20 protein-coding genes are annotated in these 16,228 nt (G+C 64.8%); 11 read left to right on the forward strand and 9 right to left on the reverse strand.

Annotated features, from left to right (window positions below):
* Window positions 1-4: 4 nt before the first annotated feature.
* The 3 genes from PU724_RS16235 to PU724_RS16245 form a co-directional block, all read right to left on the reverse strand.
* A complete protein-coding gene (locus PU724_RS16235; RefSeq protein ID WP_127285986.1) occupies window positions 5-700 on the reverse strand; it encodes a DUF1013 domain-containing protein in 696 nt (231 codons plus the stop codon).
* 276 nt (window positions 701-976) lie between these two features.
* On the reverse strand, window positions 977-1,117 hold the full coding sequence (locus PU724_RS16240; RefSeq protein WP_127285985.1) for a DUF1127 domain-containing protein: 141 nt from the start codon (window positions 1,115-1,117) through the stop codon (window positions 977-979).
* Between the two features lie 362 nt (window positions 1,118-1,479).
* The gene (locus tag PU724_RS16245) at window positions 1,480-2,490 is read right to left on the reverse strand and encodes an NAD(P)H-quinone oxidoreductase (RefSeq protein WP_128274536.1); all 1,011 of its coding nucleotides are present in this window, start codon (window positions 2,488-2,490) and stop codon (window positions 1,480-1,482) included.
* 111 nt (window positions 2,491-2,601) lie between these two features.
* Between PU724_RS16245 and PU724_RS16250 the strand changes: the two genes are divergently transcribed.
* From PU724_RS16250 to PU724_RS16265, 4 genes are all read left to right on the forward strand, one after another.
* Entirely contained in the window at window positions 2,602-2,796 is a 195-nt protein-coding gene (locus PU724_RS16250) for a DUF1192 domain-containing protein (protein WP_354420099.1), read from the forward strand.
* A gap of 83 nt (window positions 2,797-2,879) precedes the next feature.
* The gene (locus PU724_RS16255) at window positions 2,880-4,127 is read left to right on the forward strand and encodes an MFS transporter (protein ID WP_354420100.1); all 1,248 of its coding nucleotides are present in this window, start codon (window positions 2,880-2,882) and stop codon (window positions 4,125-4,127) included.
* Between the two features lie 31 nt (window positions 4,128-4,158).
* On the forward strand, window positions 4,159-4,434 hold the full coding sequence (locus PU724_RS16260) for an ArsR/SmtB family transcription factor (RefSeq protein WP_126057959.1): 276 nt from the start codon (window positions 4,159-4,161) through the stop codon (window positions 4,432-4,434).
* Window positions 4,435-4,514: 80 nt separating this feature from the next.
* The gene (locus PU724_RS16265) at window positions 4,515-4,904 is read left to right on the forward strand and encodes a hypothetical protein (protein WP_354420101.1); all 390 of its coding nucleotides are present in this window, start codon (window positions 4,515-4,517) and stop codon (window positions 4,902-4,904) included.
* 54 nt (window positions 4,905-4,958) lie between these two features.
* Here the strand turns inward: PU724_RS16265 and PU724_RS16270 are convergent, their stop codons facing one another.
* Together PU724_RS16270 and PU724_RS16275 are read right to left on the reverse strand one after the other, a co-directional pair.
* Window positions 4,959-5,615, reverse strand: a complete 657-nt coding sequence (locus tag PU724_RS16270) for a glutathione S-transferase family protein (RefSeq protein WP_128274522.1) — start codon at window positions 5,613-5,615, stop codon at window positions 4,959-4,961.
* 84 nt (window positions 5,616-5,699) lie between these two features.
* Window positions 5,700-6,545, reverse strand: a complete 846-nt coding sequence (locus tag PU724_RS16275; RefSeq protein WP_127285980.1) for an alpha/beta fold hydrolase — start codon at window positions 6,543-6,545, stop codon at window positions 5,700-5,702.
* A 97-nt stretch (window positions 6,546-6,642) separates the two neighbouring features.
* Between PU724_RS16275 and PU724_RS16280 the strand changes: the two genes are divergently transcribed.
* Together PU724_RS16280 and PU724_RS16285 are read left to right on the forward strand one after the other, a co-directional pair.
* Window positions 6,643-7,155 carry a winged helix-turn-helix transcriptional regulator gene (locus PU724_RS16280; RefSeq protein ID WP_127285979.1) on the forward strand — a complete coding sequence of 171 codons (513 nt, stop codon included), beginning with the start codon at window positions 6,643-6,645 and terminating at the stop codon, window positions 7,153-7,155.
* Between the two features lie 210 nt (window positions 7,156-7,365).
* Window positions 7,366-7,797, forward strand: a complete 432-nt coding sequence (locus PU724_RS16285; RefSeq protein WP_354420102.1) for a GlcG/HbpS family heme-binding protein — start codon at window positions 7,366-7,368, stop codon at window positions 7,795-7,797.
* A gap of 118 nt (window positions 7,798-7,915) precedes the next feature.
* Here the strand turns inward: PU724_RS16285 and PU724_RS16290 are convergent, their stop codons facing one another.
* The 3 genes from PU724_RS16290 to PU724_RS16300 all read right to left on the reverse strand — a co-directional run bounded on the left by PU724_RS16290 (window position 7,916) and on the right by PU724_RS16300 (window position 9,750).
* Window positions 7,916-8,317 carry a hypothetical protein gene (locus PU724_RS16290; RefSeq protein ID WP_126057953.1) on the reverse strand — a complete coding sequence of 134 codons (402 nt, stop codon included), beginning with the start codon at window positions 8,315-8,317 and terminating at the stop codon, window positions 7,916-7,918.
* Between the two features lie 375 nt (window positions 8,318-8,692).
* The gene (rpmF, locus tag PU724_RS16295; RefSeq protein ID WP_006203806.1) at window positions 8,693-8,875 is read right to left on the reverse strand and encodes a 50S ribosomal protein L32; all 183 of its coding nucleotides are present in this window, start codon (window positions 8,873-8,875) and stop codon (window positions 8,693-8,695) included.
* Window positions 8,876-9,042: 167 nt separating this feature from the next.
* Window positions 9,043-9,750 (reverse strand): transglycosylase domain-containing protein, encoded by a 708-nt coding sequence (locus tag PU724_RS16300; protein ID WP_127311378.1) that lies wholly within the window; start codon window positions 9,748-9,750, stop codon window positions 9,043-9,045.
* A 129-nt stretch (window positions 9,751-9,879) separates the two neighbouring features.
* Here PU724_RS16300 and PU724_RS16305 point away from each other — a divergent pair, with 129 nt between their 5' ends.
* On the forward strand, window positions 9,880-10,797 hold the full coding sequence (locus PU724_RS16305; RefSeq protein WP_127393879.1) for a polyprenyl synthetase family protein: 918 nt from the start codon (window positions 9,880-9,882) through the stop codon (window positions 10,795-10,797).
* Between the two features lie 281 nt (window positions 10,798-11,078).
* The gene (locus PU724_RS16310; RefSeq protein WP_127393878.1) at window positions 11,079-11,297 is read left to right on the forward strand and encodes a tautomerase family protein; all 219 of its coding nucleotides are present in this window, start codon (window positions 11,079-11,081) and stop codon (window positions 11,295-11,297) included.
* A 59-nt stretch (window positions 11,298-11,356) separates the two neighbouring features.
* Here PU724_RS16310 and PU724_RS16315 read toward each other — a convergent pair whose 3' ends face one another.
* Window positions 11,357-12,280: an SMP-30/gluconolactonase/LRE family protein gene (locus tag PU724_RS16315; RefSeq protein ID WP_127311377.1), complete on the reverse strand. Its 924-nt coding sequence runs from the start codon at window positions 12,278-12,280 to the stop codon at window positions 11,357-11,359.
* 131 nt (window positions 12,281-12,411) lie between these two features.
* On the opposite strand from PU724_RS16315, the gene PU724_RS16320 reads away from it, so the two are divergent.
* From PU724_RS16320 to PU724_RS16330, 3 genes are all read left to right on the forward strand, one after another.
* Window positions 12,412-13,905, forward strand: coding sequence for a sugar ABC transporter ATP-binding protein (locus tag PU724_RS16320; RefSeq protein WP_354420103.1), 1,494 nt, complete (start codon window positions 12,412-12,414; stop codon window positions 13,903-13,905).
* 123 nt (window positions 13,906-14,028) lie between these two features.
* Window positions 14,029-15,111 carry an ABC transporter permease gene (locus PU724_RS16325; protein WP_354420104.1) on the forward strand — a complete coding sequence of 361 codons (1,083 nt, stop codon included), beginning with the start codon at window positions 14,029-14,031 and terminating at the stop codon, window positions 15,109-15,111.
* A gap of 13 nt (window positions 15,112-15,124) precedes the next feature.
* Entirely contained in the window at window positions 15,125-16,222 is a 1,098-nt protein-coding gene (locus tag PU724_RS16330) for an ABC transporter substrate-binding protein (RefSeq protein ID WP_354420105.1), read from the forward strand.
* Window positions 16,223-16,228: the final 6 nt, after the last annotated feature.

Raw genomic sequence — 16,228 nt, forward strand, 5'->3', positions numbered from 1 at the left:
AATTCTACTCCTCGTCGTCCGTGTCCTTGTCCTTCGACTTCAGCGCCGAAAGCTTGGCGAAGACGGCGTTGGCGTCGAGCTCGGCGTCCTCGTCCTTCGGCTTTTCCGGCGCCGGGACCAGCCGTTCCGTCAACGCCGCCGGCAGCAGCGTGTCGCCGACCGGCTGCGCCTGCTCGCGGCCGCGCGAGGCGCGGTTGACTTCCATGTCGAGGTCGATCTGCGAGGCGAGGCCCAGCGTCACCGGATCCATCGGCTGCAGATTGGCCGAATTCCAATGCTTGCGCTCGCGGATCTGCTCGATCGTCGACTTGGTGGTGCCTACAAGACGAGCAATCTGCGCGTCCTTCAGTTCGGGATGGTTGCGTACCAGCCAGAGGATGGCATTCGGCCGGTCCTGACGCTTCGACAGCGGCGTGTAGCGCGGGCCCTTGCGCTTGGATTCCGGCACCCTGACCTTGGGGTCGGACAGCTTCAGCCGATGGTTCTGGTCCTTCTCGGCGCGCGCGATCTCGTCGCGGGTCAGCTGGCCGGTCATGATCGGGTCCATGCCCTTGATGCCTTGCGCCGATTCGCCGTCGGCGATCGCCTTGACCTCGAGCGGATGCAGCCCGCAGAACTGCGCGATCTGCTCGAAGGAGAGCGCGGTGTTGTCGACCAGCCAGACGGCGGTCGCCTTGGGCATCAGCAGCGTATTGGCCATATCTAGAAATCCTTCTCGTTCGCCCGCGTTCCCGCGCGGGCGGTGGTTTTAGAGCCACCAAAATGGGAAATTCGCGGTCTGTATAACCGCTCCGTCACCATTTCGCAATGTTTTTGGAAAGCCCCGAGAAGGGAGAGGCCGGGCACAAGCGCGGCTTGGAAAGACAAAACCCGCCGGACTGGGTCCAGCGGGTTTGGAACCGGAGACGAGCAAGCGTCTGCGACGGCTCTGGCTTCGCGACGCGGTCCCGGCGTTGCAGCCGGGTCGCGTTTGCAATCAAAGAGCCTGGCGGGCGATACGCTCGATGTCGGCGCGGTTGATGCCGAGGTCGCTCAGCTGACGGGCGTTGAGCTTGTTCAGCTCGCGCACGGTCTCGTTGTACATGCGCCAGTTACGGAAAGCGCGGATCGGGTTCATGGTGGTTCTCCAGTCGTTGGTTGATTTGTTCGATGCCGTGTAAATAGGCACCGCCGCCTAAGAATTGAACGGACGCTTTTGCATGGCGGCAATGCGTTTTGTGCATTGCAGCATTAAGCTCTTGTTCAGGTTTTCCGCAGGCGATTTACGCACCAGGGCGCGTCGAGATTCAGGTCAGGCCGAGCCGGAGTCGAAGACGGGGCGCGGAGCGACCAAAACGGTGGTTTCCGAGACCCGGCGCGGAGCGTACCTACGCATGTCCCGGAAAAGTGCTCCCGGTTTTCCGACAAGGACATGCGGCAGCAAGGAAACTACGTGAGCACCGGAAGCGCAGGTTTGCAGGCCGGCCTCACCTGAATATCCTAGCCGACGTCGAGCACGATCTTGCCGATATGCTCCCCATCCTCCATCCGCTCATGCGCCCGCCAGGCTTCGCTGAGCGGCAGGATCGTGTCCATCACCGGCGCAATCTTGCGGCTGCCGAGCAGCGGCCAAACCTGCGCCTCGAGCGCGGCCGCGATCGCCGCCTTGAATTCGACCGTGCGCGGCCTCAGCGTCGAGCCGGTATGGGTGAGCCGCTTGACCATCAGCTTGGAGAAATCGACGCTCGCCGCCGCCCCGCCCTGCACGGCGATCTGCACGATGCGGCCTTCCACCGCCGCGGCCTCGTAATTGCGCGTGACATAATCTCCGGCGACCATGTCGAGGATGACGTTGGCGCCCCGGCCGGCGGTCGCGTCCTTGACCGCGGCGACGAAGTCCTCCTCGCGATAGTTGATCGCGCGATCGGCGCCGAGCTTCAGGCAGGCGTCGCATTTCTCCTTGCTGCCGGCGGTGGTGACGACATAGGCGCCGAAGGCCGACGCCAGCTGGATCGCCGTGGTGCCGATGCCGGACGAGCCGCCATGCACCAGCAGTGTTTCGCCGCTCTTCAAGCCGCCGCGCTCGAATACATTGTGCCAGACGGTGAAATAGGTTTCCGGCACCGCCGCCGCTTCGGTGTGGGTGAAGCCGGCCGGCAGCGGCAGCACGCTGCCGGCATGCACCTTGACATATTCGGCATAGCCGCCACCGGGGGTGAGCGCGCAGACCCGGTCCCCGATACGCCAGCGCGATATCTGGTCACCCAGTGCCGCGACCTCGCCCGAGACTTCGAGGCCCGGCAGGTCGGACGCGCCGGGCGGCGGCGGATAGGCGCCCTTGCGCTGCAGCACATCCGGCCGGTTGACGCCGGCGGCTCGCACCCGGATCAGCACCTCGCCCGGTCCCGGCACGGGCACGTCGCGCGTTTCCGGCTTCAGCACCCGCGGCCCGCCGGGCTCCGAGATCGCGATCGCCGTCATCTTCGCCGGAATCTTCTGTCCGCTCGCCATGAACTGTCCCGTCCTCCTCCGGCCGGTCTGACCGGCAGTTTGCATCAGCGCCCCTGCCCTATGTATGCTCATTGTCGAATCCGGCAAATGGCAAATCAGGGAGGAGCGACGATGGCGAGCTTCGACGACGAACCCGTAAAGAAAGCGCGCCCGCATGAGATCGGGCAGGATCTGGCCCTGCTTTCGGCCGACGAATTGTCCGAGCGGATCGGCATGCTGCGCGACGAGATCGCCCGGCTGAAAGCCGAGCTCAAGGCCAAGGGCGCGACCAAATCGGCAGCCGAGGCGCTGTTCCGTCGCGGCTAGCGTTGACGACAGCAACGCTTGCCGCCGAAAAGCCCGAATGCGCCTGTCAGACCGGCGCCACGAACCCCAAGCCGGATCAGACAATGTTTGCAACCTACCGACCGATCCTCTCGTTGCTTCGCGGCACCGCCTTCCTGCTCGCGGCGTCCGGCCTGCACGGGCTGCTTTTGCCGTTGCGTGGCCAGTTGGAGGGCTTTTCCACGGCATCGCTCGGCCTGATGGGCACGGCCTGGGCGGGCGGCTTCGTCACCGGCTGCTTCTTTGCGCCCCGCCTGGTTCGCCGCGCCGGCCATGTCAGGGCCTTCGGCGCCTTTGCCGCGTCGGGCGCCATCGTCGCCTTGCTCACCGGCCTCATCATCGATGAATATGTCTGGATCCTGCTGCGCGCCTTCACCGGCTTCACCATGGCCGGCGCCTTCATGGTCATCGAAAGCTGGCTGAACGAGAAGGCGACCAACGAGAATCGCGGCACCGTCTTCGGCCTCTACATGATGGTCACCTATGCATCGATCATGGGCGGCCAGATGATCGTCGCCGGCGGCGACGTGAAGTCGGCTTCGCTGTTCATGATCACCGGCATCCTGTTCTGCCTGTCGCTGCTCCCGACCGCTGTCTCGACGCAGTCGCATCCCAAGCCGCTGCAGGACGTCAAGCTGGATGTCAAAGGGCTCTACGCCAATTCGCCGGTGTCCGCTGTTGCCTGCCTGCTGATCGGCATCGCCAACGGCGCCTGGGGCACGCTCGGCGCCGTCTATGGCGCCCGCATCGGCATTTCCACGGCCGAGATCGCGCTGATGATGAGCCTGGTGGTGGTCGCCGGCGCGGCCATGCAGCTTCCAGCCGGGCGCCTCTCGGACAAGACCGACCGCCGTTTCGTGCTGGCGGGCGCCGCGTTCGGCGCGGCCTTGTTCGCCATCGTCGTGTTCCTGTTCGAGCCGCGCTCCGGCGTCTTCGTCCTTGTCCTGACCGCCTCCTATGGCGCCTTCGCCTACACGCTCTATTCGATCGCAGTGGCGCATGCCAACGACCACGCGCGGGCGGAGGATTTCGTCAAGGTTTCGGGCGGTCTTCTGCTGCTCTACGGTTTCGGCACCATGATCGGGCCCCTGCTCGGCGCCGGCCTGATGGGCTGGCTGCGCCCCGAGGGCCTGTTCCTGGCCACCGCGCTCGCCCATCTTTGCCTGGCGGGCTACACCCTGCTGCGCATCAGCCGCCGCGCCCCGGTGCCGATCGAAAACCGCGACGCCTTCAAGACCCAGCCGGCCGACCGTTCGGTGACGCCGGAAGCCCTGCGGCTCGATCCGCGCAGAAAGGCTGAAACCAATGGTTGAGATTTGGGAAACTTTGCCTCTAAAATGACGCATGATGTTTTCTGATGCCTTTGTGGCGATTGCCGATCCCAACCGGCGCTATCTTCTCGAAGAGCTCCGGCGCGGCCCGAAGACCGTCAACGAACTGGCGGCCGGACTGCCAGTTTCACGCCCAGCCGTCTCGCAGCACCTGAAGGTTCTGCTCGAGGCCGGCCTGGTCAACGCCAAGGCGGAAGGCACGCGGCGTGTCTACACGGTCAGCAGTGCCGGCTTCCTGCGGCTGAACATCTGGCTCGACCAGTTCTGGGAAGCATTGCCCGGCGAGTGACCTCTGGGCGGCAAGACCGGTCCGGCACTTGCTTCATGCGATTCCGTTCTGCGCTTTTTCTGGCTGTGGAGGAGGAACCCATGGGACGCGAAGCGGTACTTGGCGCTCTGACGGCGATCAATCTGGTTCTGCTCGCTGGCATGGGGCTGATGCAGATCCTGCCGGCGAAGGCGCAGGACGGCACAGGCATGCTGCGCGGAAGCGGGCTTCAGATTGTCGATAGTCAGGGCCGGGTGCGCTCCAGCATCTCCGTGCTGCCGGCGACGGCCGGCGAGGCCGAAACCGTTCTGTTCCGCCTCATCGCGGAGAATGGCCAGCCTTCGGTCAAGATCAGCGCCTCGACCGCAAGCGCCGGCCTGAGTTTCGTCGGCGGCGACGATGCAAGCTACATTTTGCTCGAGGCGGATGGTCCCGAAACCCGGCTCGAGATGGTGGAACCGGAAGGCCGCAAGGAGGTGATCGAGCCATAGGAGCGATTCAAGGCTAGGGGAGAAGGACCGCTCGCCCGATGCGAGGCACTGATGTCAGCCGTCGTTGTAGGGGAAGAACTTGAAGTAGGGCTGGGCTTCCTCGATCACGCGGGCGAAGGACGGTCGTTCGACCAGGCGATCGTGATAACGCCTGACCGCGGGGAACCTGTCGCCGAACGGCTCGACCTTGTTGGCGTAGAACAGCGCCGGCGCCGCCGCGCAGTCGGCCATGGTGAAGGTTTCGCCAACCGCCCAAATCCTCGACTGCATCTCGGTTTCGACGATGGCGTAGGAGGCGCGCAACTGCGCCCGCGCCTGCTCGACACCGAACGGATCGGTCTGGCCCTGCGGCCGCAGCCGGTCGCCGACGATCTTCTGCATCGGCTCCTGCACATAGAAATCGTAGAAGCGGTCGGCGGTCCGAACCTGGCGGGCGAGGTCGGCATCGGCCGGGATCAGCGCGGTCGGGCCAGGATAGTGGACGGCCAGATACTCGATCACGATGGTTGATTCCGGCACCGTCTGCCCGCGCGCCTCGTCGCGCAGCACCGGCATCTTGCCCGCCGGCGACAGTCTCAGGAACGCCGCGCGCGACTGCTCGTTGCCGAGATCGACAATGACGACATCGAAAGGCGTGCCATTCTCATAGAGCGCGATCAGCGGCTTCCAGCAGAAGGATGCCAGCGGGTGGAGGTGCATGGTCAGGGACATAGGGTGCTCGCTTCCGTTCGGCGTGGATTGGCCCGATTTCGATAGTGACGCATTCCGTGCGGCGATGTCACGGCAGACGGCGGGTCAGGCGGCCCGCGCTGCCCGGTCATGCGTCGCGATGGCGGCGATCATGACGGCCCAGTCGTCCGGATGCAGTTCGTGGCCGCCGCCCTCGATACGCACCAACTTCGCACCGGCAACCGCCTCGGCGAGCGCTGCGCCATGCTCGATCGGAAAGATCGGGTCCGTCGTGCCGTGGATGACGAGCAGCGCAATCCGCATCGCCCGAAGACGGTCCTTCCAGTCTCCGCCGCTCTTGAGCAGGAAGTGGTTGGTCGCGCTGAGCAGGCCTCCCGACCGGTCATAGTCCCGCTCGACGAACGCCCTTGTCCGCTTCTCGTCGAACGGATGCGCGGTGCTCGCGATGACGCGGGCCTCGCGGACGATGAAGTCGATCACCTGCTCGCGATCCGACCAATCGACCTTCTCGCCTGCCGCCGCGTGCTCTTTGTAGCTCTCGGACATTGCCGGCAGATGCGAGGTGTCGATGCCGACTGGCGACGTGCTGATCACGGTCAGCGCCGTGACGCGCGACGGGTGTTTCAGCGCCACCAGCTGCGCGATCATGCCGCCCATCGACATGCCGACCACATGCGCCCTCACGACCTCATGATCGTCGAGCACGCGTATGGCATCATCGGCCATGTCATCGAATGTGTAGGGCGGCTCGCCCGGCGCGTATTTCGCCGAGTGGCCGGTGTCGCGATTGTCGTAGCGGATCACGAACAGACCCTCGCCGGCCAGCTTCCGGCAGAACGCTTCCGGCCACCACAGCATCGACGCCATGGCGCCCATGATCAGCAGAACCGCCGGATCGGCGGGACTGCCAAAAGTTTCGGAAACGATCCGGGGCTGCTCTTTCGTCTTCATGGTCGCTTCCTCCTCTGCAATCCGATTGCATTTTGCAATCAGTTGCACGATAATCAGACTGATATGATAATGCAACCGGTTTTTTCTGGAGGCTTGCATGAACACCGACCACCGCTCCGGCTGCCCGATCAATCTGTCGCTCGAAGTGTTCGGCGATCGCTGGAGCCTGATCATCCTGCGCGACATGATCTTCGGCGGCCGGCGTCATTTTCGCGAAATGCTCAACGGATCGATCGAGGGCATCGCGTCCAACATCCTTGCCGACCGGCTGAAGCGGCTGATGGAGCTGGGCATGCTGACAAAGGCCGACGATCCCTCCCACAAGCAGAAGGCAATCTACAGCCTGACCGAGATGGCCATCACCCTGGTGCCGATAATGGCGCATCTCGGCGCCTGGGGCCGTGTCTGGCTGCCGGTCAGCGAGGAGCTCTCGATCCGCGCCGAGCTTCTGGAAAACGGCGGCCCACCCTTATGGGAGCGCTTCATGGACGAATTGCGCCATGAACACCTCGGCGCGCCGATCGACCATGCGGGGCCAACCGTTCGGGCAACCCTGCAGGCCGGCTACGAGGCGGTGGTCGCCCGCAAGGCTGAGGCTGCCGCCGGCTAGAGCAATTCCAGGAAAAGTGTGTAACGGTTTTCCGTCCGGAATTGCGTAAAAACAAATACTTAGAGCGGCTCGGCGATTCCATGAAGCGTTGAACCGCTCTAGACAGGGCGCGGCGTTTCGCCACTTCCCGAAAATCAGTTTCAACCGCCGCCGGGATTGTATCTTGCGTCTCGTCGACGATGATCGCGGCCTTTCAACAGGAGACTGCCCATGACCGCGCTGACGCTCGAGAAAGCCAAGCAAATCATCGACGCCGCCTTCGCCAGGGGTGCCGAGCTGAAGCTCAGGCCGCTGGGCGTGTCGGTGCTCGATGCCGGCGCCCACCTAGTCGCCTTCCAGCGCCAGGATGGCGCCTCGTTCCTGCGTCCGCAAATGTCGGCCGGCAAGGCCTATGGCGCGCTCGCCATCGGCATGGGCTCGCGCCGCGTCGAAGCCTTCGCCAAGGAACGGCCGCATCTGATGGCCGGCATCTCCGACGTCTCCGGCGGTCGTGTCCTGCCTGTCGTCGGCGGCGTGCTGATCCGCGATCATGCCGGCGCCGTCATCGGCGCGGTCGGCATCTCCGGCGACACGTCGGACAATGACGAGGCCGCCGCGATCGCCGGCATCGAAGCCGCCGGTTTCACTGCTGATCCGGGCTGAGCCGGCAGGAGGATGTGCCGAGATTCAGGTCAGGCCGAGTCGAAAATGTTGGTTTCCGAGAACCGGAGCGGAGCGTACCTGCATTTGCAGACCGGTCTCACCTGAATATCGGCACGTCCTAGTTCAGGTTGATATCCCGGCTTGCCGACCGCATCGACACCGAGAAGCCGGCGAGCACGTCGAACAGCGCGATGACCATCAGGGTGAAGAAGACCGAATGCGCCGCGCCCTTCACAAGCAGGAACTCGACCAGGAAGGCGATGAAGACCAGCGTCGACAACAGATGGTCGAGGATCGAGGCGTTGGTGGTGCGCACCGATTTTGAGATCTCGACGAACAGGAAGATCAGGCCGATCAGCACCATCAGGTCGCCGAGCGTCATCGAGAACACGCCACCGGACATCATGCGGAACGAGAACATCTCGTTGGCCCAGGGATCGTCGCCGCTGCCGAATATCCCGAGCAGCCCGAGATTGTAGAGCACGAAGGGCACGATCAGCAGGGGGATGGCACCGAACATCTGGCGACTCCGATTGAGCTTCCTTCAGTTGCAGCCCGCCGGCCTTCCTCGTCAAGAAGTTTCATGCGTCGCCGCTAACACGCTCGAAGACCGCGCGAAACAAGCATGTCAGAGCAATTCCAGGAAAAGTGCGCAGCGGTTTTCCGTCCGGAATTGCGTCAAAACAAAAACTTAGGGCGGTTCGACGATTCCATGAAACGCTGAACCGCCCTAGCGGGGGTTCCTCCCGCGCCTGTCAGGCCACAAGGACCGGCGCGCAGGGTCCGTCGGCGGAGTCGGTATCGGACCGCGACGCTGGAGCGATTGGCGAGGCCAAACGCAAAAAGACCGGCCAATGGCCGGTCTTTTGGAAGTCGCAAAACCGCCGGAAGCTTCTCAGCTTTCCTTCGGCTCCAGAACCTGGCGGCCACGATACATGCCGGTCTTCAGGTCGATATGGTGCGGGCGGCGCATTTCGCCGGAATTCTTGTCCTCGACATAGGTCGGGGCCTTGAGGGCGTCGGCCGAGCGGCGCATGCCGCGCTTCGACGGAGAGGTTTTTCGTTTCGGAACGGCCATGGATATGCTCCACTACATGGTCAAAATGCCCCGGCAACCCTCGTGAAAGGGCCGTGTCTGGGGCCATAATCTGAGAAAGTCGGGTGCCTATACACGCCCTGCGCCGTTTTGGCCAGCACCGCGGCAAATTTTTTTGCCGGAGCAGGAAAGCAGCATTAAGCTGCACCTCAGTCCAGGCAGCCTATATAGGCGCCGGATCTGCCAGCGCGTCGCTCGATCAGCGCCGCCAGCCGTCGCAGGCCAGGCCCCGGCTTGGCGGGATTGCGGGCGATCGGGTTGGGCAGCGTGACGGCAAGCAGCGCTGCCTGCCGGCGCGACAGCTGCTTTGCCGAAACGCCGAAATGATGCTGGGCGGCAGCCTCGATGCCATAGATGCCCGGCCCCCATTCGGCGATGTTGAGGTAGATCTCCATGATGCGCCGCTTCGACATCACCGCGTCGAAATAGACGGCGAGCGGCAGTTCGACCACCTTGCGCACTGTGCCCAGCGGCCGCGACCAGAGGAAGAGATTCTTCACCGTCTGCATGGTGATGGTCGAGGCGCCGCGCGTTGCCTCGCCGGCCAGCGCGTCGTCGACGACGCCGCGCAATTCGCCGAGATCGACGCCGCGGTGGAAGCAGAACTGCCCGTCCTCCGACATGACCACCGAATGCGCCAGCACCGGTGACACGTCGTCGATGGAAACCCAGCGCCGGTCGTAGCCGGAGAAGGTCGCGAGGTCCTTCAGCATCAGCGTCGACACCGGATGCACGAAGGACGGCAGATAGAGGAAGGTCAGCACCACTGGTATCACCGCCAGGATGGCGGCAACGACCAGGGAGCGCCGGCCAAGGCGCTTGAGGCCGGCGCGGTTCAGGCGCCTCGGCCGCGCCATGTCCAGTCCTTCGATTTCATGATCGACGATCGGTTCCGTCAAGCCGCCCCACCCGTGCCATCAGCTCAACCGGCATAATGGCGCGCGGCTTCTTGCGCAATGTCTGAGTGTCGGCTACCGCTCCCGGCCATGGCGAAAGACGAAGAAATCGCGTTCGAAACCGCACTTCTGATGCGCGCAGCGGCAATCGAGGCGCTGCTCAGGCGGCTTCTCGACCAGCGCGCGCTGTCCGGCGAGATCGCCCGGCCGAAGCGGCTGATGGCGGCCATGCGCCATGGCGTGTTGAACGGCGGCAAGCGCCTGCGTCCGTTTCTGGTCATGGAAAGCGCGGCGCTCTTTTCCGCCGATGGCGAGGCGGCATCGCGCGTCGCGGCGGCGCTCGAATGCGTGCATTGCTATTCGCTGATCCATGACGATCTGCCGGCCATGGACAATGACGATCTGCGCCGCGGCCAGCCGACCGTGCACCGGGCCTTCGACGATGCCACCGCCATCCTCGCCGGCGACGCGCTGCTGACGCTTGCCTTCGACATCCTCGCCGACGAGGCGACCGTGCTGCCCGTGGAACGCCGGGCAGCGCTGGTGCTGGCACTTGCCCGCGCCGCCGGCGTTGGCGGCATGGTCGGCGGGCAGATGCTCGATCTCGATGCCGGCCGCAATCCACCGGACGAGGCCGGCATCATCCGGCTGCAGGCGATGAAGACCGGCGCCTTGATCCGCTTTGCCTGCGAGGCCGGCGCCATCGTCGCCGGCGCGCCGCCGGAAGACCGCGAGCGGCTGGCCGAATTCGGCTCGGCGATCGGGCTCGCCTTCCAGCTTGCCGACGACTTGCTCGACCTGACGGCGGATGCGCACCAGATGGGCAAGGCGACCGGCAAGGACGCCGCCGCCGGCAAGGCGACGCTGGTCGCCCTGCACGGCGCCGACTGGGCGCGCAAGCAGCTCAGCGGCCTCGTCGGCCAAGCGCATGCGCTGCTGGATCCCTATGGCGAGCGCGCGGCCTTGCTGAAGGAAGCGGCGACATTCGTGGCGACGCGCAACAGCTGACCTGTTGCACAGGCGGACGACGCCGGCTCGCCACCAGTCCGATCTTCACAACCCTGCCAGCGCGAAATGCTGGATGCCATTCCAGCAAAGCGCGCACTGCTGAGCGAGCTGCGGATAGGGCGCCGACGTCGGCTTCGATTGTTCGCTCTTTCCGAATAGTGCTGCCAGCAGCGGGGTGATTATCCGACTTCTGCGGCAATCTATATCCGCCCGATGACGGCGCGACCGTCGTCATCAGCCTCGCCAAGCAACGCCATGAATCCACCGAAAGGAACCTGCAAATGCCCTTTGCCAACTTCAAGATGCCCGAGGCCGCCCTCACAAAAGCGCAGAAGGAAGACCTCGTCCACAAGACCACGCAGATGTTCGTCGACTATTTCGGCGAGGGTGTGCGCCCCTACACCATGGTGCTGATCGAAGAAGTTCCTGATGGAGGCTACGGCCGCGCCGATGAAGTCTTCGTCCTTCCCGATGCCTATCGGGCAAAGGATGGTGCCTGACATGGACAAGGCGGGCCGCTTGTCGAGCGGCTCGCCTTTCGAGCAATGCAAGTCGGACCTCAGCCTCTTGCGGCCGCGTTGGCGACCACGAACACCGCATAGAGCGACTGCCGCGCCGTGATGAACAGGCGGTTGCGCTTGGCGCCGCCGAAGGTGAGGTTCGCCACCGTTTCAGGGATGCGGATCTTGCCGATCAGCGTGCCGTCGGGGTCGAAGCAATGCACGCCGTCGCCGGCGCCTGCCCAGACACGGCCGGCCGTATCCACCCTGAAGCCGTCGAACAGGCCGGCCGTGCAGGTTGCGAAAACGCCGATTTCCCCCAGCGAATTGCCTTCGACGGCAAACTTGCGGATGTGCCGCGGCCCGTCCTTCTGATGCGTGATGCCGGTGTCGCCGACATAGAGGACGCTCTCGTCCGGCGAGAAGGCGAGACCGTTGGGCTTCGCCATCGTCGAGACGACCCGCGCCACCGCGCCGGTCGCGGGATCGGCGCGGTAGACGTGGCAGCCCTCGATCTCCTGTTCGGCGCGGTCGCCCTCATAGTCGGTCGCGATGCCGTAGGGCGGATCGGAAAACCACACTGTGCCATCCGAGCGCACCACGACGTCGTTAGGCGAATTCAGGCGCTTGCCGTCGAAACGGTCGGCGATCACCGTGATCGATCCGTCATGCTCGGTGCGCGTGACGCGGCGCGCCCGATGCTCGCAGGTGACCAGCCGTCCCTCTGTATCGACCGTGTTGCCGTTGGCATTGTTTGCCGGCGCCCGGAACACCGAAACCACGCCATTGGTCTCGTCGTAGCGCATGATGCGGTCGTTGGGGATGTCGGAGAAGACCAGATAGCGCCCGGCCGCGAACCATGCCGGGCCTTCCAGCCAGCGCCCGCCGGTCCACAGCCGCTCGACCGCCACATGGCCGACGAAGCAGCTTTCGAACCGCTCGTCGAGGACCTCGAAGCCGGCGCCCTCTATGTCTCCGAACATGCTTCTTCCTCCGCGAAAACGGGTTATCGATAGCCTTCGCGGCGAGCTGTTTTCAAGACTTGACCTGCAAAAATGTTAGCGATAACATCGGTGCCAATTCAGTCCGTTTGCTTGGCTTGGGAGGGCCATAGATGCGGCCCAAGCTCATCGAATTCATCGACATCTCCAAGCGCTTCGGCGGCACCCTGGCGCTGAAGTCGGTGTCGCTCGACATCCACGAGGGCGAGATCGTCGCCCTGCTCGGCGAGAACGGCGCCGGCAAGTCGACGCTCATCAAGACGCTCGCCGGCATCCACAAGCGCGACCAAGGCACGATCCGCTTTCGCGGCGAGGACTATCACCACCGCCCGCCCCGTCCCAACCAGCCGCAGAAGGTCGCCTTCATCCATCAGGACCTCGGCCTCATCGAATGGATGACGGTGGCCGAGAACGTCGGCATGGCGCAAGGTTTTTCGCGCCGCTCCGGCCTGATCGACTGGCGCGACACCGAGCGCCGCGCCGAGCGCGCGCTGGCGCTGGTCGGCTGCGCCTTCGATCCGGCGACGCGCGTCCAGGATCTTTCCCGCACCGAAAAGTCGCTGGTGGCGATCGCCCGCGCGCTGGCGACTGAGGCCGACGTGCTGGTGCTCGACGAGCCGACGGCGAGCCTGCCGGCGGACGAGGTCGAGCGCCTGTTCGAGGCGCTGCGGCCGTTGCGCGAGCGCGGCGTCGGCATGATCTATGTCTCGCACCGGCTGGACGAGGTGTTCCGCATCGCCGATCGCGTCGCCGTCATGCGCGACGGCCGCATGGTCGCGGTGAAGCCGGTGGTCGAGACCACGCCGCAGGAACTGGTCGACCTGATCGTCGGCCGGCCGGCGCACCAGATGTTCGCCAAGTCGCAATGGCAGGACGGGCCGGAGCGGCTCAAGGTCGAAAACCTCACTTGCGGCAACGTCGGCCCGGTCACCTTCGAGGCGCGCTCCGGCGAATTGCTCGGGCTGGTCGGCCTGCGCGGCGCCGGACAGGAGGCTGTAGGCCGCGCGCTGTTCGGCGCCGAGCGTTTCGAGGGCAATGTCTCGCTCGACGGCAAGCGCCTCGACCTGTCTTCGGTCGGCGCCGCCCTTGCCGCCGGCGTCGGCCTCATCGCGCGCGACCGCACCGAGGAATCGGTCGCGCTGTCGCTTTCCGTGCGCGAGAACATGTATCTCAATCCGTCGGCGGTCGGTCGCGGGCTGTTCTCCTTCATGAAGCCGGCTCGGGAAAGCGATCTCACGCAGGAACTCGGCGCGCGGCTGGGGCTGAGGCCCAACGATCCGCATCTGCCGATCGAAGCGCTTTCAGGCGGCAACCAGCAGAAGGTGGTCGTCGGCCGCTGGCTGGCGACGGGCCGCAAGCTGCTGATCGCCGAGGACCCGACGGCCGGCGTCGATGTCGGCGCCAAGGCCGAGATCTACCGGCTGATTGCGGCGGCCGTCGAGGCAGGGCTGGCGGTCATCGTCGTCTCCACCGATTTCGAGGAGGTCGCCCATATCTGCCATCGCGCCCTCGTCTTCTCGCATAACCGCATCGTGCGCGAGCTGGTCGGCGATGCCTTGACGACGGCTGCGCTCATTCGCGCCGCCTCCGTGTCCGAAGCCGCCTAGAGCCGGATGATTTCAGGTCGAATCGACCTGAAATCTGAATCCGGTTCTAAATCAAAGAGATAGAGCATGATGTCGTCCGAAAACCGCCTCACACTTTTCGGCATCACGCTCTAGGAGGACCTCATGAATTCGATCAAATCGACGGCGCTTGAGCCGACCCGGTCGGAACTTTCCGGGCTGAGCCTCGGCCAGAAGGCTTCGCGCTACCTGCCGGTCTACGGCCTGCCGATCCTGACGCTGCTGCTCATCCTGCTGTTCTCGCTGCTCTTGCCGCGGACGTTCCCGACGCTGCTCAATCTGCGCTCGATCATCTCCGACAAGGCGATCATCGCGATGCTGTCGCTGGCGGCGATGATCCCGATGGCCTCGGGCCGCATCGACCTGACGGTGGGCTACGGCATCGTGCTGTGGCACATCCTGGCCATCAGCCTGCAGACGGCCTTCGGCATCCCGTGGCCGATCGCGGTGCTGGTCGTCATCCTGCTCGGCGTGCTCACCGGCTTCGTCAATGGCTGGCTGGTCGAGGTGGCGCGCATCGATTCCTTCATCGCCACGCTCGGCACCGGCACCGTGCTGTACGCTTTGGCCATGTGGTACACCGGCGGCCGCCAGGTCGTCGGCGTGCTGCCCGAGGGCTTCCTCTCCCTCAACGGCACGATGCTGTTCGGCTTGCCGATCACCGGCTACTACGTGGTCGTCCTGGCGCTGGCGATGTGGCTGGTGCTCGAATACCTGCCGATCGGCCGCTACCTCTACGCCATCGGCGCCAATCCGAAGGCCGCCGCGCTCAACGGCATCCCGGTGCAGAAATTCGTCATGGGCGCCTTCGTCGCCTCCGGTGCGCTGACCGCGCTGGGCGGGGTGCTGCTCGCCTCGAAGCTCCGGATCGGCCAGGCCAGCGTCGGCCTGGAATATCTGCTTCCGGCGCTGGTCGGCGCCTTCCTCGGATCGACCACCATCAAGCCCGGCCGCGTCAATGTCTGGGGCACCATCATCGGCGTCGTCATCCTCGCCGTCGGCATTTCCGGCATCCAACAGTTCGGCGGCTCGTTCTGGGTCGAGCCGCTGTTCAACGGCGTCACCCTGCTCGTCGCGATCGGCATTGCCGGCTACGCGCAGCGCCGCCGCGGCGCCGTCGTGCCAACCCAGGCGCCCGCCAATCAACCAGCCACCAGCCAACCAACAAAGACAACCAACAATGCTTAATGGGAGAAACAGCATGCATCGCAGGACAATTCTTCAGCTTGGCGTCGCCTGTCTGGCACTTGGCATCGCCTCGCCGACGCTGGCCGATCCGATGGCCGACGCCAAGGCGGTCGTCGACAAATACGCCGGCAAGGTCGAGAAATGGGACGGGCCGACGACCGGACCGAAGGGTGCTGCGGGCAAGACCATCGTCGTGCTCGGCGGCGACATGAAGAACGGCGGCATTCTCGGCGTCACCAAGGGTGTCGAAGAGGCTGCGGCAGCACTCGGCTGGACGGTCAAGACGCTTGACGGCGCCGGCTCCATCGGCGGCCGCACCGCCGCCTTCGGCCAGGCGCTGGCGCTCAACCCGGACGGCATCATCATCAACGGCTTTGACGCCGTCGAGCAGAAGCCGGCGATGGAGCAGGCCAAGGCGGCCAAGATCCCGATGGCGGCATGGCACGCGGCACCGACGGTAGGCCCGATCGACGACCTCGGCATCGTCGCCAACGTCTCGACCGATCCGATGGAAGTGTCGAAGGCGGCCGCCGACTGGGCCTTCGTCGACGCCAAGGGCAAGCCCGGCGTCATCATCTTCACCGATTCCACCTACCAGATCGCCATTGCCAAGGCGGATCGGATGAAGAAGGAGATCGAGGATCTCGGCGGCAAGGTGCTCGAATATGTCGACACGCCGATCGCCGAGACCTCGCAGCGCATGCCACAGCTCACCACCTCGCTGCTGCAGAAATACGGCGACGCCTGGACCCATTCGCTGGCCATCAACGATCTCTATTTCGACTTCATGGGTCCGTCGCTGGCGGCCGCAGGCAAGTCGGGCACCGACGCGCCGATCAACGTCGCGGCCGGCGATGGCTCGGAATCGGCCTATCAGCGCATCCGCTCCAGCCAGTTCCAGAAGGTGACGGTGGCCGAGCCGCTGAACCTGCAGGGCTGGCAGCTGGTGGACGAGCTCAACCGCGCCATGGCCGGCGAGAAATGGTCGGGCTACATCTCGCCGCTGCATGTGGTGACCTCGGACAATGTCGAGTTCGACGGCGGTCCGGACAACCGCTTCGACCCCGGCAACGGCTACCGCGACGAATACAAGAAGATCTGGGGCAAATAGGCTTCG

The organism is Mesorhizobium abyssinicae, assembly GCF_049887195.1.
Lineage (GTDB): Bacteria > Pseudomonadota > Alphaproteobacteria > Rhizobiales > Rhizobiaceae > Mesorhizobium > Mesorhizobium abyssinicae.

Coding starts and splice junctions, on each gene's coding strand:
- PU724_RS16315 (WP_127311377.1), bottom strand. CDS start 12,280: ATGTTCGGAGACATAGAGGGCGCCGGCTTCGAGGTCCTCGACGAGCGG.
- PU724_RS16325 (WP_354420104.1), top strand. CDS start 14,029: ATGAATTCGATCAAATCGACGGCGCTTGAGCCGACCCGGTCGGAACTT.
- PU724_RS16275 (WP_127285980.1), bottom strand. CDS start 6,545: ATGAAGACGAAAGAGCAGCCCCGGATCGTTTCCGAAACTTTTGGCAGT.
- PU724_RS16305 (WP_127393879.1), top strand. CDS start 9,880: ATGGCGAAAGACGAAGAAATCGCGTTCGAAACCGCACTTCTGATGCGC.
- PU724_RS16250 (WP_354420099.1), top strand. CDS start 2,602: ATGGCGAGCTTCGACGACGAACCCGTAAAGAAAGCGCGCCCGCATGAG.
- PU724_RS16280 (WP_127285979.1), top strand. CDS start 6,643: ATGAACACCGACCACCGCTCCGGCTGCCCGATCAATCTGTCGCTCGAA.
- PU724_RS16320 (WP_354420103.1), top strand. CDS start 12,412: ATGCGGCCCAAGCTCATCGAATTCATCGACATCTCCAAGCGCTTCGGC.
- PU724_RS16270 (WP_128274522.1), bottom strand. CDS start 5,615: ATGTCCCTGACCATGCACCTCCACCCGCTGGCATCCTTCTGCTGGAAG.
- PU724_RS16245 (WP_128274536.1), bottom strand. CDS start 2,490: ATGGCGAGCGGACAGAAGATTCCGGCGAAGATGACGGCGATCGCGATC.
- PU724_RS16240 (WP_127285985.1), bottom strand. CDS start 1,117: ATGAACCCGATCCGCGCTTTCCGTAACTGGCGCATGTACAACGAGACC.
- PU724_RS16290 (WP_126057953.1), bottom strand. CDS start 8,317: ATGTTCGGTGCCATCCCCCTGCTGATCGTGCCCTTCGTGCTCTACAAT.
- rpmF (WP_006203806.1), bottom strand. CDS start 8,875: ATGGCCGTTCCGAAACGAAAAACCTCTCCGTCGAAGCGCGGCATGCGC.
- PU724_RS16300 (WP_127311378.1), bottom strand. CDS start 9,750: ATGGCGCGGCCGAGGCGCCTGAACCGCGCCGGCCTCAAGCGCCTTGGC.
- PU724_RS16330 (WP_354420105.1), top strand. CDS start 15,125: ATGCATCGCAGGACAATTCTTCAGCTTGGCGTCGCCTGTCTGGCACTT.
- PU724_RS16265 (WP_354420101.1), top strand. CDS start 4,515: ATGGGACGCGAAGCGGTACTTGGCGCTCTGACGGCGATCAATCTGGTT.
- PU724_RS16310 (WP_127393878.1), top strand. CDS start 11,079: ATGCCCTTTGCCAACTTCAAGATGCCCGAGGCCGCCCTCACAAAAGCG.
- PU724_RS16260 (WP_126057959.1), top strand. CDS start 4,159: ATGATGTTTTCTGATGCCTTTGTGGCGATTGCCGATCCCAACCGGCGC.
- PU724_RS16255 (WP_354420100.1), top strand. CDS start 2,880: ATGTTTGCAACCTACCGACCGATCCTCTCGTTGCTTCGCGGCACCGCC.
- PU724_RS16235 (WP_127285986.1), bottom strand. CDS start 700: ATGGCCAATACGCTGCTGATGCCCAAGGCGACCGCCGTCTGGCTGGTC.
- PU724_RS16285 (WP_354420102.1), top strand. CDS start 7,366: ATGACCGCGCTGACGCTCGAGAAAGCCAAGCAAATCATCGACGCCGCC.